This is a genomic window from Acidovorax sp. A1169 (genome assembly GCF_030704685.1).
Taxonomy (GTDB): Bacteria; Pseudomonadota; Gammaproteobacteria; order Burkholderiales; family Burkholderiaceae_C; genus Acidovorax.
Genome location: NZ_JAUZDX010000003.1, coordinates 21,824 through 37,015, shown reverse-complemented (window position 1 = coordinate 37,015; position 15,192 = coordinate 21,824). Strand labels below are relative to the sequence as shown.

Genomic DNA, 15,192 nt, shown 5'->3' with positions numbered 1-15,192 from the left:
GTGGCGTGCCATGAACGACAAAGCCCGGTCAATCCGGGCTTTGTCGTTTCAGCAGGGCGGGCACTCAGCGCAATCCCGTGCCACCCGTATCGTTCTTGCGCTCAATCAGCTCAATCTTGTACCCATCAGGATCCGTCACAAACGCGATCACCGTGCTACCGCCTTTGACCGGCCCCGCCTCGCGCGTCACATTGCCACCCGCCGCCTTGATCTTCTCGCAGGCCGCATACGCATCCGGCACGCCCAGCGCGATGTGGCCGTAGGCCGTGCCCAGGTCATAGCTTTCGGTACCCCAGTTGTAGGTCAGCTCAATCTCGGCCTGGCCGGGGTTGCCGCCGTCGAAGCCGAGGAAGGCCAGCGAGTACTTGTACTCGGGGTTTTCGGACTGGCGCAGCAGCTGCATGCCCAGTACCTGGGTGTAGAAATCAATCGAGCGCTGAAGGTTGCCAACGCGGAGCATCGTGTGGAGGAATCTCATGCCCTCGATTGTGCCGGTAGATCGAAAACCAGGCAGGTGGTGGTGGCGTGGGCGTACAGGGTGCCGTCGGGTCCCACCAGGCGCGCCTCGGCCGTGGCCAACTGGCGCCCGCAGTGGATTACCCGGCCTTCGGCGCGCACGCGCGGCACCTTGGGGGTGATGGCCTTGACCAGGTTCACGCCCAACTCGGCCGTGGTGTAGCCGCGCCCGGGCAGCATGCGGGTGTGCACCGCGCAGCCCAGGGCCGAGTCGAGCAGGGTGGCGAACCAGCCGCCGTGCACCGTGCCCATGGGGTTCAAGTGCTCCACACCCGGTGTGCCCTGGAAGATGGCCAGGCCTTCACCTACCTCCACCAGGCGAAAGTCGAGGGTGCGTGCAATGGGAGGGTAGGGCAGCTCGCCGCGCAGCATGGCCTGCATCGTCTGCAGGCCGTCGAGCCCGGCCACCTGGTCGGGCCGGGACACGCCGGGGCCCACGCCGGCGTTCATGCGGGCCATCACCTCTTGCTCCAGGGCAAGCCATTGTTCGAGTTGGTTGTGCTGGGTCATGGGGGTCTCGTTCAGTTGAAGTGTTGCATATGCAATTATTGCAGATACAATCAAATCCATGCAAGCCGAAATCACCCGTCCTTCACCCGCTGCGGCGCGTCCGCAGGGCTGTACCAACTTCAAACTGCGCCAGCTGCTGCGCCGCGTGGGGCAGCACTACGACGCCGAGATGGCCAAGTGCGGGCTCAAGACCACGCAGTACTCGCTGCTGTCGCATGTGCTCAGCCTCGGCCCCATCCGCCCCGGCGATTTGGCGGCGGAGATGAAGATGGACGCATCGACCCTCACGCGCAATCTGCGCCCGCTGGTGGATGCCGGCTGGGTGACCTTGCAGGCCGGGGCCGATGGGCGCAGCCGTCTGGTGCACATCACCGACGCGGGCCGCGACAAGCGCGCCGAAGCCCAGCGTTGCTGGAAGGTGGCGCAACTGGCGCTCAACGACCTGCTGGGCCTGGAGCGCGTGATGGCGCTGCACACCCTGGCCGATGAGTGCCTTGAACTGCTGTCCCCCATCTCGGAGCTTGACCATGGCGAATGACACCGTTTCCGCACCTTCGGCGGCCAAGCCTGCCGTCCCACCCATCGCCATCTGGCTGGTGCTGATGGCGGCTGCAGGCGCCTTTGCCCTCACCATGGGCACGCGCCAGACCATGGGCTTGTTCCTCTCTTCCCTGAACACGTCCACGGGCCTGGGCGTGGGCAGCATCAGCCTGGCGTTTGCCTTTGGCCAGCTGTGGTGGGGCCTCACGCAGCCGTTTGCAGGTGCGGTGGCCGACCGCATTGGCACCGGGCGCGTGATCTTTCTGGGGGTGGTGCTGGTGGCGCTGGGCACGTTCATCACCCCGCTGATGACGACGACGGCCGGGCTGATTTTTGCCATTGGCGTGCTGGCGGCGGGCGGAGCCGGCATGGCCGGCCCCTCGGTGCTGATGGCCGCCAGCACGCGGCTGGTGCCCGCCAACAAGCGCGGCCTGGCCACTGGCATCGTCAACGCGGGCGGCTCGTTCGGCCAGTTTGCCATGGCGCCTATTGCCATTGGCCTCACGGCTGCGGTGGGCTGGGCCAGTGCCATGCAGTGGCTGGGCGTGCTGGTGCTGCTGGCCCTGCCGGCGGTCTTCGTGCTCAAGGGCAACTCGAAGGCACTGGCGGCACAGGCCGCAGCAGCATCGGGCGTGAAGGCGCTGACGGCGCGCGAAGCCATTGCCCAGGCGCTGGGCACGCGCAGCTACCTGTACCTGTCGGCGGGCTTTCTGGTGTGCGGTTTTCACGTGGCCTTTTTGGCAACGCATCTGCCCGGTGTGGTGGCCGCCTGCGGTCTGCCACCCGAGGTGGGCGGCTGGTCGCTGGCGATGATCGGCCTGTTCAACATCATCGGCAGCCTGGCCATGGGCTGGGCGGTGGGCCGTTGGCGCATGAAGTCGCTGCTGTCGCTGCTGTACGCCACGCGCGGCCTGGCGGTGCTGGTCTTTCTGTTCGCCCCCAAGACCACGGCCGTGATGCTGATCTTTGCCGCAGTGATGGGCGTGACCTTTCTGTCCACCGTTCCGCCCACGGCCGGCCTGGTGGCCAAGATGTTCGGCACGGCCAACATGGCAATGCTGTTCGGCGTGGTGATGCTGTCGCACCAGATCGGCGGCTTCTTCGGCGCCTACCTGGGCGGCAGCGTGTTCCAGGCCACGGGCAGCTACGACTGGGTCTGGTACATCGACATCGCGTTGGCCCTGGGTGCCGCGCTGGTGAACCTGCCGATCCGCGAGGCGCCGCTCAAGCGCCTGGTTCCCGCAGCCGCCTGATACCCCGGCACCGTTTCCAGAGAGTCTGTTGAACATGACCGATACCACTACTGCAGTGCAAGCCTTGTATTTCGATGACATGGCCGTGGGCCGCCGCTTCAAGAGCGGTGAACATGCGATGGACGCCGAGCAGATCATTGCCTTTGCAAGGCAGTTCGATCCGCAGCCCTTCCATATGGACGATGCCGCTGCCAAGGGATCTTTGTTCGGCGGCCTGGCGGCCAGCGGCTGGCACACGGCGGCCATCACCATGCGCCTGCAGGTGACCACAGGGCTGCCCGTGGCCGGGGGCATCATCGGGGCCAGTGGCGACGTGGCCTGGCCCCGGCCCACGCGACCCACGGACGTGCTGCACGTGGTGAGTGAGGTCATGGAGGCCACCCCCTCCAAGTCCAGGCCCGACCGCGGCATGGTCACCATCCGCAGCGAAACGCGCAACCAGAACGACGAGGTGCTGCAGGTCTCCACCGTGCGTATAGTCGTGCCGCGCAAGCCCGGGGCTGCACCATGAGCACTGCTGCCCATCCTGCGGCCCCTGCGGGCGCGGCTGCGATGAACCCGCGCACCCGCATGCTGCTGGAGGCACCCATCGCCTCCACGCTGCTGCGCATGGCGGCCCCGAATGTGCTGGTGATGCTGGCCCAGGCCGGCGTGGGCCTGATCGAGACCTATTTCGTCGGCAAGCTCGGCACCGATGCGCTGGCCGGCATGGCGCTGGTGTTCCCGGTGGTGATGCTGATGCAGATGATGTCGGCCGGCGCCATTGGCGGCGGCGTGGCGGCAGCCATTGCGCGGGCGCTGGGTGCGCGCCGGCGCGAGGACGCGGACGCGCTGGTGCTGCATGCGCTGGTCATCGGGCTGGTGTTTTCGCTCGTGTTCACCCTGGCCGTGGTGGGGGGCGGGCGCTGGCTCTACACCCGCATGGGCGGGGCAGGGGGCGCGCTGGAGGCAGCACTGATCTATTCGAACTGGGTGTTTGCCGGCGCGGTGTGCGTCTGGGTGTTTAACACCCTGGCGGCCATCATCCGCGGCACGGGCAACATGGCCGTGCCGGCCTATGTCACGGTGTGGGGCGCGCTGGTGCTCATCCCCCTGTCGCCGCTGCTGATCTTCGGCTGGGGCCCACTGCCGGGCCTGGGCATTGCGGGCGGTGCCATCGCGCTCATGGCCTATTACGTGCTGGGCAGTGCCGTGCTGGCCTGGTACCTGTGGTCGCCGCGCAGCCTGCTGCGGCCCGCGTTCAAGGGGTTGCAACTGCGCTGGGCGCTGTTCGTGGATATTCTGCGCGTGGGCCTGGTGGGGGCGGTCTCCACCGTGGCGACCAACGTGGCCATCGGCGTCACCACGGCGCTGGTGGGCGGCTTCGGCACGGCGGCCATCGCCGGCTACGGCACGGCATCGCGGCTCGAATACCTGATGGTGCCTTTGGTGTTCGGCTTTGGCGCGCCCCTGGTGGCCATGGTCGGCACCTGCATCGGCGCGGGCCAGCGCGAGCGTGCCCTGCGCGCCACCTGGATCGGCGCCGCCATGGCGTTTGGCATGACCGAGGCCATCGGCCTGTGGGCCGCATTTTTTCCCGCCACCTGGCTGTCACTGTTCGCCAGCGACCCGGCCATGATCGCCGCAGGCAGCCAGTACCTGCGCACGGTGGGCCCGGTGTATGGCTTTTTCGGCCTGGGGCTGGTGCTGTACTTCGCCTCGCAGGGGGCAGGGCGCCTGTTCTGGCCGGTGGCCGGCAACCTGGCAAGGCCGGCAACCTGGCAAGGCTGGTGATCGCCGTGGTGGGCGGGTGGCTGGCGCTGCGCTGGGACGGCGGCCTGGCCGGCGTGTTTGCCGCCCAGGGTGTGGCGCTGGTGGTCTACGGCATCGTGATCGGATGGGCAATTGCCGGCGGCGCCTGGTTTGGCCGCGTGGGTTGGCCGAGCAGCCCGGCAGGGCTGCTCAGGCGTCAGACTGGCACGGTGTAGTTCAGCGTCATGCGCCCACCGTCCACGGTGACGATCTCGCCGGTGACGTAGCTGGCCGCATCGCTGGCCAGCCAGGCCACCACGTCGGCGATCTCGGCCGGGTCGCCCAGGCGCTTCATGGGTGTGCGCGACATGATCTTGGCCTTTGCCTCGTCGCTGGTGAGCACGGCCTTGGCCGCCAGTTCGGTGGCGATGGTGCCGGGCGCAACCGCATTCACGCGCACGTTCTTGTCGGCCAGGGCCAGCGCCATCACGCGCGTGAGCTGGTTGATGCCGCCCTTGCTCACGTTGTAGCTGGAGATGCTGGGGATGGTGAGCACGCCGTTGACCGAGCTCATGTTGACGATGGAGCCGCCGCCCGAGGCCACCATGGCACGCGCCACGGCCTGGCCCACCAGGAACGAGCCCTTGAGGTTGACGCGCAGCACGGCGTCGAAGTCTTCCTCAGTCACTTCGAGGAAATCCGCTGCGCGGAAGATGCCGGCGTTGTTGACCAGCACGTCCACCCGGCCATGGGCCTGCAGCGTGTGCGCCACCAGGGCATCCACTGCCGCCTTGTCGCCCACGTCGCAGCGCACGTAGAGCGCACCGAGCTCCTGCGCCAGGGCCGTACCCCGGGCATCGTCGACGTCGGCAATCACCGTGTGCGCGCCCTCGCGGGCAAAGCGCCGCACGCAGGCCTCGCCGATGCCTTGCGCGCCCCCGGTGACGATGCAGACACGGCCCTGGTGGCCGAAGTGGACGGTGGAAGAGGCGATGGGGGAGGGCGCAGTAGGCAATGTCATGCCCGGGATGGTAGCGGTTTGCCTGGCACGCGGTGGCACTGGCCTACCGGCGTGGTCGCACGCGCCGCTGGGCCTTGGGGGTGACGACCGTACCGGCCCCCTTGGCGCCGGCCTGTTTTGCGCGGCTGCGCGGCAAGGGTTTGAAGCGGGCGCGCTCCTTGTTGGCCCGGTGGCCGCGCCACAGCCAGGCAAGCGCCAGCATGAGCACCAAGGCCCAGGCGGTCACCATCCTGGGGTTGCCGCCCAGCCAGGACACCACAAAATCGACATACTCCATGGGGCACAAGCTATCACAGCGCGAATTCCCGTCCCATGGGTGTAAACAATCATCAACAAACTGCCCGATGCGCGGGGTTTTGATGAAACCCTTGGATACACTGCGTTCATGAGCGACCTGACGGCCACCACGACCGAAGCGCCTTCGCACACCAAGGCCTTGCTGCAGCTGTGCAAGCGCCTGGAGCGGGCGTGGAGCCTGCCCGATATCCTGGATGCGGTGTCCCCGGTGGCAGAGCAGGTGCTGGGCTACCCCCATTGCTGGCTGGGCGTGTACGGGCTGAAGCCGGGGTTCGTATCGATCGTGCTGCATTCGAGCCAGATCAGCGACCCGGCCTTCGCCCGGGCCATCGACACCACGGAAATACCCATCGCGGGCGACAGCATGGTCCAGGAGATCATTGCTGCGGACCATGTGGTGGTGGTGGTCGACGCACGCACCGACCCGCGCACCAACAAGGAGATCGTGGCGGCGCTGGACAACCGCACCATCATCAATGTGCCGTTGATCATGGCGGAGCAGCGGCTGGGTGCCGTGGGCATGGGCACCTAAGGCGATGCGGAAGGCGTGCGCCCGCCCTTGCCCTGGCACATCGACTTCATGCAGGCCATGGCGGCCCATGTGGCGGTGGCCATGGACCGTGTGCGCTTCATGCAGGCCCGCAAGGAGGCCGAAGACGCGCTCTACCATGAGAAGGAGCGCCTGCAGGTCACGCTGCACTCGATTGGCGATGCGGTGATCTCGACCAATGCGCAGGGGCACCTGCTCTATATCAACCCGGCGGCAGAGGTGTTGACCGGCTGGAGCCTGACCGCCGCCGTGGGCAGGCCCTACGGCGAGGTGTTCGGTCTGCTCGCTGCGGATGGATCGACGCAGCCGGCGCCCGACATGGTGGCCAGCACCATTGCGACAGCGCAGGCCCAGCGCCATCCGGAGCTGCATTTGCAGACCCTGCACGGTGGCCGGGTGCTGGTGGAGGCGACGGTGTCGCCCATCAAGGATGCGGATGGCGAAGTGCAGGGCGCGGTGCTGGTGTTCCGCGATGTGACCGAGCAGCGCCGCCTGAGCCGCGAGATGGCCTACCAGGCGACCCACGACGAGCTCACGGGGCTGGGCAACCGGCGCGCGTTCGAGCAGGCCCTGGCCCATGCCGTGGAGCGCACGCGCGGCCACGCGCTGCAGCATGTGGTTTGCTACCTGGATCTGGACGAGTTCAAGGTCGTGAACGACACCTGCGGCCACGCGGCAGGCGATGCCATGCTGCGCGAGATCGCCCAGCTGTTTGCCGGCCTGCTGGCCGAGGACGACCTGCTGTGCCGCATCGGCGGGGATGAATTCGGCATCCTGCTGGCCGGCCACGGCGTGGCCGCCGCCCTGCAGGTGGCCGAGCGGCTGCAGCAGCGCCTGGCAGGCTACCACTTCGTGTGGCTGGAGCAGCGCTTTGGCGTCGGCGTCAGCATCGGCATGGTGGCGCTGGACGCGCAGACCGAAAGCGTGGGCGCCCTGCTGCAGGCGGCCGACAGCGCTTGCTACGTGGCCAAGGACGCAGGGCGCAGCCGCATCCACGTGTACGCCATCGATGACCCGGCGCTGGCGCAGCGCTATGGCGTGATGGAGTGGGTGAGCCGCATCGAACATGCCCTGCTGCACGACCGTTTTGAGCTGTATGCGCAGCCCATCGTGCCGCTGCAGGGCGGTGAGTCACAGGGATTGCACTGCGAGATCCTGCTGCGCATCCGCAGCGAGCAGGGCGAACTGGTGCTGCCAGGGCTGTTCATGCCGGCCGCCGAGCGCTACCACCTGGCCGCCCGCGTGGACCGCTGGGTCGTCACCCATGCGCTGCGCTGGGTGGTCGCGCAGCAGAGCCGCATCGGGCAGTGCTCGATCAACCTGTCGGGCCAGTCGCTCGGGGACGCGGCCTTCACCGCTTTCGTTCTGGAGGCACTGCAGAATGCCGATGTGCCGTGCTCCAAGCTGTGCTTCGAAATCACCGAGACAGCGGCCATCAGCAACCTGCATACGGCCAATCACTTCATCGAGACCCTGCGTGCCTGTGGCTGCAAGATCGCGCTGGACGATTTTGGCAGCGGACTGTCCTCGTTTGCCTACCTGCGCAACCTGCCGGTCGACGTGCTCAAGATCGACGGCCAGTTCGTGCGCGACATCGACCGCGACCCGGTGAGCTTGGCCATGGTCAAGTCCATCCACGAGATCGGCTGCCTGATGGGCAAGCGCACCGTGGCGGAGTTCGTCGAGAGCCAGGCCCTGGTGGCCCTGCTGCGGGACATTGGCGTGCACTACGCCCAGGGCTACGCCGTCGGCTACCCCGTGCCGCTGGCGCAGGTGCTCGGCGGCCGCCAGGGCGTGCTTGCATGACGCCACCATTGCGGGCACGCGTGTTGCATGCAGCGGGCCCGTAACCGGAGCGAATGAGGATGCGTGCCTTTCAGCTGTCTCTGCGGACCGCCATTGCGGTGCCTTTTGCGGCGCTGTTCGCGGCCACAGTCGTCCTGCAGGCGGTCACGCAGCACCGGCAGATCAGCCAGCTGATCGACCAGGAGAGTGTGCGTGTGCTGGAGGCCCTTACCGGCAACTCGCGCGCGCGCCTGGCGGAGTTTCTGGAAACCCCGTTCCTGATCCAGAGCACGGTGGCCGATGCGATAAGCCGCCATGGCCTGTACCAGGAGGGGAACCTGCGCCCCGTCTATACCCACCTGCGGGGCGTCTTCTCCGACCTGTATGCCGGGCAGCAGCAGATCAGCCTGCTGAGCTTCGGGAGCAGGGCGGGGGAGTACACCGGCATCCGCCGGGAGCCCGGTGAGGGGTTTCGCCTGATCCTCAAGGATGCCACGACGAACGGCATGATGAATGTGTACGAGGACGATACGCTGCGCAAGGTGGCGGCGGCCTTTCCCAACTATGACCCGCGTGTGCGGCCCTGGTATGCACCGGTGGCGGGGTCGGGCCAGTCGCGCTGGTCCCCCATCTACACCACGGCGGGCGAGCGGGGCGACATCACCATCTCGGCCGCAACGCCGGTGGTAGCCGACGGCAACCTGCTGGGGGTCATGGAGGCCGACGTGCGGCTGGACAGCCTGAACCGCTTTCTGCGCGAGGAGCCGCTGCGCGGGCAGGGGCAGATTTTCATCGTCGATGCGCTGGGCCTGATCGTGGCCCATTCGGAACTGGGTTCCGTGCTCAGCGACCGCCGCAATGCCGCAGGCCAGCGCGAGCGCCTGCGCATCTCGGAAAGCACGAGTGCCCAGATCCGCACGGCCGAGGGCTATTTGCGCGAGGTTCCGGCGGCGGCTGGCGGGAGCTTTCACTTCCAGCACCTGGACGCACGCTATTTCGGCCGCGTCACACCTTATGCGGACCCCCGTGGCATCGACTGGCGCATCGTGGTGCTGCTGCCCGAGTCCGAGCTGCTCGGAGATTCGCGCAGTGCAGGCCAGGGGGCGCTGCTGGCGGCCGGCGCCATTGCCATCATCGGCCTCCTGCTCGGCCTGTGGGTGATTCAGTGGGCGGCGCGGCCCATTCTCAGGACGGCCGAGGCCGCCAACCGGATCGCGCGTGGCGACTGGGATACGGACATCGCTGACAGCAGCCCCCTGCGGGAGACCACGGTCCTCGTGCTCGCCTTCAACGAGATGGCCCACCGGCTGCAACGCTCGTTCCAGCAGATGCAGGAGCTGCTCACCCATGACAGCCTCACGCAGCTGCTCACGCGCCGGGGATTGCTGGAACAGGTCCAGTGGACGGAGCCGAAACGCGCCGTGCTCAGCCTCGTGGGGCTGAACGCCTTCCGCGCCATCAACGACAGCGTGGGCTACGGCACGGGTGACCGGTTGCTGCAGGCCGTCGCCAACCGGCTGCGGGGGCACTTTCCTGCGCCGGTTCTGCTGGCCCGCGTGGGCGGGGACGAGTTCGCCCTTCTGAGCCTGGTGGAGGAAGAGGGGGACCAGTCCGCAGAGCGGTTCGGCAAAGCCGTGCTGGGCCTGTTTGCCACACCGTTCTCGGCCGGGGCCGACGAGGTCATGGTGTACGCCTCGGTGGGCCTGGTGGCGGGTCACCTGCGTGGCGAAGGGCTGGAAGAGTGGCTGCGCAACGGCAGCATCGCTCTGGGAGAGGCCAAGCGCCATGGCCAGAGCCAGTGGATGGTGTTCGAACCCGGCATGGCAGACCAGGCGATGGAGCGCACCCGGCTGGCCTCCGAACTGCGGCAGGCGCTGGACAAGGACCAGTTCCTCGTGCACTACCAGCCGGTGATCGAGCTTGCCACGGGCCGCGTCACGGGTGCCGAGGCCTTGCTGCGCTGGCGCAGCCCCACGCGCGGCATGGTGCCGCCCGGCGTGTTCATCGCCATGGCCGAGGAAAGCGATCTGATCCTGGCGCTGGGCGACTGGGTCATGCTGCGTGCCACCCGGGACATTGCGCAGCGGCTGCCGTACCTGCCCGAAGACTTTGGCCTGCACGTCAACGTATCGGCCCGGCAGCTTATCCAGTCGGACTTCGTCGAACAGGTGCAGCGCACGCTGGAGGCCAGTGGCCTGCCAGCACCGCACCTGACGCTGGAGCTCACCGAATCCGTGCTGATCGAAGGCGACGCCGTGACAGCCCAGCAGCTCTCGCGCCTGCGTGCCCTGGGGCTGAAGATCGCCATCGACGACTTTGGCACCGGCTACACATCGCTGGCGTACCTGAGCCGCTTGCCGTTCGATTGCCTGAAGATCGACCAGACCTTCGTGCGCGACCTGGTCGAGTCGTCCCAGAATGCCGCCATCGTCACGGCCGTACTCCACATGGCCAAGGGCTTTGGCGTGACGGTCGTAGCCGAGGGTGTGGAGACCGAGGCCCAGGCCCGGCGCCTGCTGCAACTGGGCTGCGCCAGCGCCCAGGGCTACTGGTTTGGCCGCCCGGCGCCGCTGGAGCAGATGAGCCTGGCGCAGCGCAGCCTGGACGGCCTTGGCCAGGGGCTGAAGTGAGCCTGTGTGAGGGCGAAGGAACTCACAGCAGACGCAGAACGTAAACAGGAATGGGTTATGGGGAGCAAACATCTGTGACTAGATACGATGTATAAGTCATTATCTCGCCTCCATGGCGGAATAACCTTCATCGTACTTTAAAAAATGGAGCGATGGTGACTTGCTCACATAATCAAAGACTCCAAAGGCATGTTTACCATGACGCGGTGACACCACGTCATTGGTAAATGCTGCGCCACGCGGCATTCGACCAGGTCGAACCATTGCCGCTTTGCTGTACGAAGCACGGGGCACGCTACCAGGTGGACGGATGGACATGGGGCGCTGCCCCATACCCCGGGGCGGGCCGCCTCTCACGGTGGCTCGCTGGAGCACTTTCAGACTAAACTTATCACTAGCCATTTCAGTTCCTGGTTAACTGGTTTTGGTAAGGGGTGCCAGCTGTTCGCGCAGCGAAGCACCCCGATTTATTTCAAGGCAGAGCAGGGGGCCCACAGATGGGCAAGAGGTGCCAATTGGTGGTCATGCCTGCTCTACGCTTTGCGCCCTCATTTGCTCATCGGGGTTTGCATAGACGGGGTACTGGGCCGTCCAGCTCGCAGGCATGTCGGCTGACCAGGCATCCAGCCAGGCGGCCGCATCGAGGTTGCCGGCCTGGCGCTCAACCAGGGCCGCAAAGGCCCTGGCCAGGTCCAGACGGAACGTCTGGGCATCAACCGAGCCGCAGGCTCGGTGATGCCAGGTGACTGCCTTGAAGGCTGTTTTGGCTGCGTCCTGGACCTTGGCGGTGCCCAGACCCTGCCAGGCAGGTGCAACGGCCTGCAGCCCGGAGCGCTTACGCTCGCTGTGGGCCTTCTGATGTTCAGCGTGCTTGGGACTGTTCCAGGCGGTCATGCGGCCTCCCATCGGGCGTCGTTTGAAGAGCGGTTTTTCCGTTCCACCGGGCTTGTCTGCTGCTCAACAATTAAGCAGTTTTTCTCACTGGTGAGACTAGGATGAGGTGTTACAGGCGACCTCATCCCTGCGGAGGTGCCAGCAGCGGGTGCATCGCTGCGCGCCTGCGGTGCTCGCTCAGCACCCGCAGCACGCCCCAAAGCCAGGTGCAAATCGCGTTGAAGCACTGCAGCCATGTCGGCCCGGCGGATCAACAAGGACCACCAATTGCTGTCCGTGCCCACAAAAGACCGTCCTTCAGGCGACCAGAGCTTGCCGCCATGAAAGCACCAGCCAGCCCAGCCAGGCCCAGGCAGCTCCATCCGGTTGAGCAGCCGCAGCAGCCGGTAGGTGGCATAGGGGATGTCGTGCTTGCCCGACGCCCAGTTATGCAAAGTGCGCTCGGTGACGTGAAGAAGCTTCGCGCAGCCGGCCAAATCCAGGCCCAGGTTGCGGTACATGGACCGGAAGGACTGGGCAAGCTGGGCGCGGGTGTCGGGGTCGTGGCGACGGTGGCCCTGACGATACCTAACTAGATACGATGTATATTATGTTAAATAAAATACGGGCCAAACACGGTGGCTGCACCGGCACCCTGCCAAGAGGCGGGTGAGGTAATTCGTTTGACAAAACTGGGGTAATTCGTTTGACGAGATTTGAGATTTTCGCGTTAACCCGTTGATCTATATGAAAATTATCTCGGTACCGACCTGCATCCAGGTAATTCATTTGACATCCCGTGGGGCAATGGGTCGCATCAGTCGGGCGACAACAAGATGTGAAGAAAAACGGCAGAACTACGACAGCAAGTTCAAAATTTGGGCCGACTTCGGTTTTTTATGAAATTGCTGTCGTATGCCCTTCGGGATCTTCATAAATTGCTGTCGCATTCAATGCGACAGCATTTTGCTAAGAAGCCGATGAATGACAGATTTGTGCGTTGAAACCGGGATCGAAGGGAAATGCTGTCGCATTCCATGCCGGCTCTGCCCTTCGTCAGTCCGGAACGGCCGCGCAGACCGGGGCGAAGATGGAGGCCAAGGCCTCCGGTGCACTGGACAACCCACGCTCGTCCTCGGCCACGAAGACGCTGGCTGGAAGCGTGGTTTCCCAGTCCAACCGCAAGCGCTAGCGTCCCTTGGCCAGAGCGCCAACCAAAGCGCTAGGTCGTTCTAGCTTCTGGTTTTGCGAGTTTTCGCGGTAGGCTGCTTTGCATCGCCGGGTGAGTTCGGCGGCAGCCGATCGCGCAGTTCGTTGAGCACGGCGAACATCTCATTGCTGCGCTCGTCAAACTTTGCCTGAAGGGCTTTCGTCTCGTCGCGGGCTGCCTGTAGATCTTTGACCAAGCCTGCTTTGTCCGCCTGCAGCGCGCCCACATGGGCCTCCAATTCCCGGGCTCTGTCCTGTGAATCGGACAAGGACGTTGCGTATTTCCGGTTGTCGCCGTCCAATTGAAGCGATAGCCGCTTTGACTCCTGGCGCGACCGATCCACTTCTGCATTGAGCCTGCGTTCTTGGGCCTGGGCACGCTCCTCTTGGCGCGTCCGTTCTGCCTGGTGCTCCACCTCCTTGGCCTCCTGCCGTCGACGGTCCGCTTCTGCTGCCAAGCGAAGTTGCACGCTATCTGAGCGTGCCGCGGCCAGCAGTTCCTGATTGCTCGCGAGCTGTTGCTGCAGATCCCGGACCAGGCGGCCCAGTTCGGCGATCTGTGCATCCTTGGCCTGCATGGCCACCCCATAGGCCTCGCTCCGGTCGGCCAGGCGCTGCGTTTCCTGGGCCAATGACTCCTGACCCCGGCGCAGTGCCTCGGCTTGGGCACTCAGCTCTTCACGAGCCCGGGTGAACTGCGCCGCTGCCCGCTCATCTGCATGCTGGAGCGCCCTGCCCCACAAGGCCTTCGCAGCCCGTATGACCGGGGCGGGCAACGGCGCTTCTGCGCCGGCGCCGTGTTCCGCTGCATCTCCCGGTGCCTGCAGCCTTTTGGCCAGCGCGCCATACCAGCCATCAAGCATGGGCCCGACCGTGTTGGGAGATCCTCGGCCCAATTGCTGCCGAACGCGCTCGATGGTCGGCCGCTCGCCCAGGGCGAGCACGGCGTCGGCGGCGGCCCACACCTCATCCATCTGTACGCCCCGTGGCCCTCGAACAATTCCTGGTTGCATCGCCCTGCTCCACCGTTAAAATTACCAACGATAAAAGAATGTTATCGTGTTTAAAATTTGTTTTCTGTAAAAAACAATACATTTTATGTAAGTAAAATGCAAAAATCGATGGCTTAGGACTACAAATGCGCCTTCCCGCCCTTAGAAATCTGCCGGCGCTGCAGCCGGAAATGTTGTCGGATGCCACTGCGCGTGCCGTCGACGAGCTGCTGCGTGAAGGTGAGTCAGTCAACACGCTCGCCAGCTACCGCTCTGCCCTGCGCTACTGGGCTGCCTGGTTCAATGTGCGGTATGGCCAGCCGATAGCCTTGCCGGTGCCGCCCAGCGTGGTTCTGCAGTTCATCGTCGACCATGCGCAGCGCACCACGGCCGATGGGCTCGTCCACGAATTGCCGCGCGCAATCGACGAGGTGCTGGTCCAGGCCGGGTTCAAGGGAAAGTTGGGGCCCATGGCCCTGAATACCTTGGTGCACCGGATTTCGGTGCTCTCGAAGACCCATCAGATCAAGGAACTCAAGAATCCTTGCCAGGATGCCAAGGTGCGCGAGCTTCTGGGAAAGACGCGCCGCGCGTACGGCAAGCGCGGCGACCTGCCCAAGAAGAAGGACGCACTGACGAAGGACCCTCTGATGGCGATGATCGAGACCTGCGATCTCTCCACGCTGAAGGGTTTGCGCGACCGCGCCCTCCTCCTCTTTGCCTTTGCCAGCGGTGGGCGTCGGCGGTCGGAGGTGGCCGCTGCAGACATGAAGAGCCTTCGGCGAAATGGCCCAGGGTCATTCACCTATGTGCTCACCCATTCCAAGACCAATCAGATGGCGGTGGATCGGCCTGAGAACTACAAGCCCATCGAGGGTGTGGCTGGCGAGGCCCTGGAGGCGTGGCTGGCGGCTGCAGAGATCAGCGAAGGAGCCGTCTTCAGGCGCGTGGGCAAAGGCGGAAAACCAGGTGTTGGGCTTTCCCCTGCAGCGGTGCGAGACATCGTCAAGGAGCGCGCCCTGTCTGCCGGATTGCCCGACTCGTACTCTGCACACTCTCTGCGCTCAGGATTCGTCACCGAAGCAGGAGCGCAGAATATCCCTCTGGCGGACACTATGGCCATGACGGGACATCGCAGTGTGGCGAGCGTGGTGGGGTATTTCCGGTCATCGGGCCAGAGCCAAGCTGCAAAGCTGCTTGACGATGGCGCGCCTGAAGGCTACACACAATAGATGCAAACCGGGCCAGGCACCGCTTATCATCGAGCGTCTGACGTGCTGGTGTA

At 65.4% G+C, this 15,192-nt stretch carries 14 protein-coding genes and 1 pseudogene; 8 read left to right on the top strand and 7 right to left on the bottom strand.

The genetic code is table 11. The annotated features are described in order from the left end of the window. Positions 1-64: 64 nt before the first annotated feature. Both gloA and QYL93_RS06170 read right to left on the bottom strand, forming a co-directional pair. Entirely contained in the window at positions 65-478 is a 414-nt protein-coding gene (gloA, locus tag QYL93_RS06175; RefSeq protein WP_305742834.1) for a lactoylglutathione lyase, read from the bottom strand. Further along, the gene (locus QYL93_RS06170; RefSeq protein ID WP_305742833.1) at positions 475-1,026 is read right to left on the bottom strand and encodes a PaaI family thioesterase; all 552 of its coding nucleotides are present in this window, start codon (positions 1,024-1,026) and stop codon (positions 475-477) included. Before QYL93_RS06170 ends, gloA begins: the two co-directional genes overlap by 4 nt. A gap of 58 nt (positions 1,027-1,084) precedes the next feature. Here QYL93_RS06170 and QYL93_RS06165 point away from each other — a divergent pair, with 58 nt between their 5' ends. The 4 genes and pseudogenes from QYL93_RS06165 (at position 1,085) to QYL93_RS06150 (ending at position 4,786) form a co-directional block, all read left to right on the top strand. Continuing rightward, positions 1,085-1,564, top strand: a complete 480-nt coding sequence (locus QYL93_RS06165; RefSeq protein ID WP_305742832.1) for a MarR family winged helix-turn-helix transcriptional regulator — start codon at positions 1,085-1,087, stop codon at positions 1,562-1,564. Further along, positions 1,554-2,819: an MFS transporter gene (locus QYL93_RS06160; protein WP_305742831.1), complete on the top strand. Its 1,266-nt coding sequence runs from the start codon at positions 1,554-1,556 to the stop codon at positions 2,817-2,819. The genes QYL93_RS06165 and QYL93_RS06160 overlap by 11 nt, the downstream gene beginning before the upstream one ends. A gap of 34 nt (positions 2,820-2,853) precedes the next feature. Continuing rightward, on the top strand, positions 2,854-3,330 hold the full coding sequence (locus QYL93_RS06155) for a MaoC family dehydratase (protein WP_305742830.1): 477 nt from the start codon (positions 2,854-2,856) through the stop codon (positions 3,328-3,330). Positions 3,331-3,371: 41 nt separating this feature from the next. Beyond that, positions 3,372-4,786 (top strand): annotated as a pseudogene (locus QYL93_RS06150) (MATE family efflux transporter). Here QYL93_RS06150 and QYL93_RS06145 read toward each other — a convergent pair. Beyond that, positions 4,768-5,571, bottom strand: a complete 804-nt coding sequence (locus QYL93_RS06145; RefSeq protein ID WP_305742829.1) for an SDR family NAD(P)-dependent oxidoreductase — start codon at positions 5,569-5,571, stop codon at positions 4,768-4,770. The pseudogene QYL93_RS06150 and the gene QYL93_RS06145 overlap by 19 nt on opposite strands. Positions 5,572-5,614: 43 nt before the next feature. Beyond that, positions 5,615-5,848: a hypothetical protein gene (locus QYL93_RS06140; RefSeq protein WP_305742828.1), complete on the bottom strand. Its 234-nt coding sequence runs from the start codon at positions 5,846-5,848 to the stop codon at positions 5,615-5,617. Between the two features lie 108 nt (positions 5,849-5,956). Between QYL93_RS06140 and QYL93_RS06135 the strand changes: the two genes are divergently transcribed. From QYL93_RS06135 to QYL93_RS06125, 3 genes are read left to right on the top strand one after another with little or no spacing between them, the layout of a single operon-like run. After that, positions 5,957-6,400, top strand: a complete 444-nt coding sequence (locus tag QYL93_RS06135) for a GAF domain-containing protein (RefSeq protein ID WP_305742827.1) — start codon at positions 5,957-5,959, stop codon at positions 6,398-6,400. A gap of 27 nt (positions 6,401-6,427) precedes the next feature. Next, on the top strand, positions 6,428-8,224 hold the full coding sequence (locus QYL93_RS06130; RefSeq protein WP_305742826.1) for an EAL domain-containing protein: 1,797 nt from the start codon (positions 6,428-6,430) through the stop codon (positions 8,222-8,224). Positions 8,225-8,283: 59 nt separating this feature from the next. Next, positions 8,284-10,833 carry an EAL domain-containing protein gene (locus QYL93_RS06125; protein ID WP_305742825.1) on the top strand — a complete coding sequence of 850 codons (2,550 nt, stop codon included), beginning with the start codon at positions 8,284-8,286 and terminating at the stop codon, positions 10,831-10,833. 522 nt (positions 10,834-11,355) lie between these two features. On the opposite strand, the gene QYL93_RS06120 is transcribed toward QYL93_RS06125, so the two are convergent. The 3 genes from QYL93_RS06120 to QYL93_RS06110 form a co-directional block, all read right to left on the bottom strand. Continuing rightward, positions 11,356-11,727: a hypothetical protein gene (locus tag QYL93_RS06120; RefSeq protein WP_305742824.1), complete on the bottom strand. Its 372-nt coding sequence runs from the start codon at positions 11,725-11,727 to the stop codon at positions 11,356-11,358. Continuing rightward, positions 11,724-12,227, bottom strand: coding sequence for a VC1465 family Xer recombination activation factor (locus tag QYL93_RS06115; RefSeq protein ID WP_305742823.1), 504 nt, complete (start codon positions 12,225-12,227; stop codon positions 11,724-11,726). Before QYL93_RS06115 ends, QYL93_RS06120 begins: the two co-directional genes overlap by 4 nt. Before the next feature lie 711 nt (positions 12,228-12,938). Then, positions 12,939-13,889, bottom strand: a complete 951-nt coding sequence (locus QYL93_RS06110) for a DNA-binding protein (protein WP_305742822.1) — start codon at positions 13,887-13,889, stop codon at positions 12,939-12,941. Between the two features lie 164 nt (positions 13,890-14,053). Here QYL93_RS06110 and QYL93_RS06105 point away from each other — a divergent pair, with 164 nt between their 5' ends. Next, positions 14,054-15,139 carry a tyrosine-type recombinase/integrase gene (locus tag QYL93_RS06105; RefSeq protein ID WP_305742821.1) on the top strand — a complete coding sequence of 362 codons (1,086 nt, stop codon included), beginning with the start codon at positions 14,054-14,056 and terminating at the stop codon, positions 15,137-15,139. Positions 15,140-15,192: the final 53 nt, after the last annotated feature.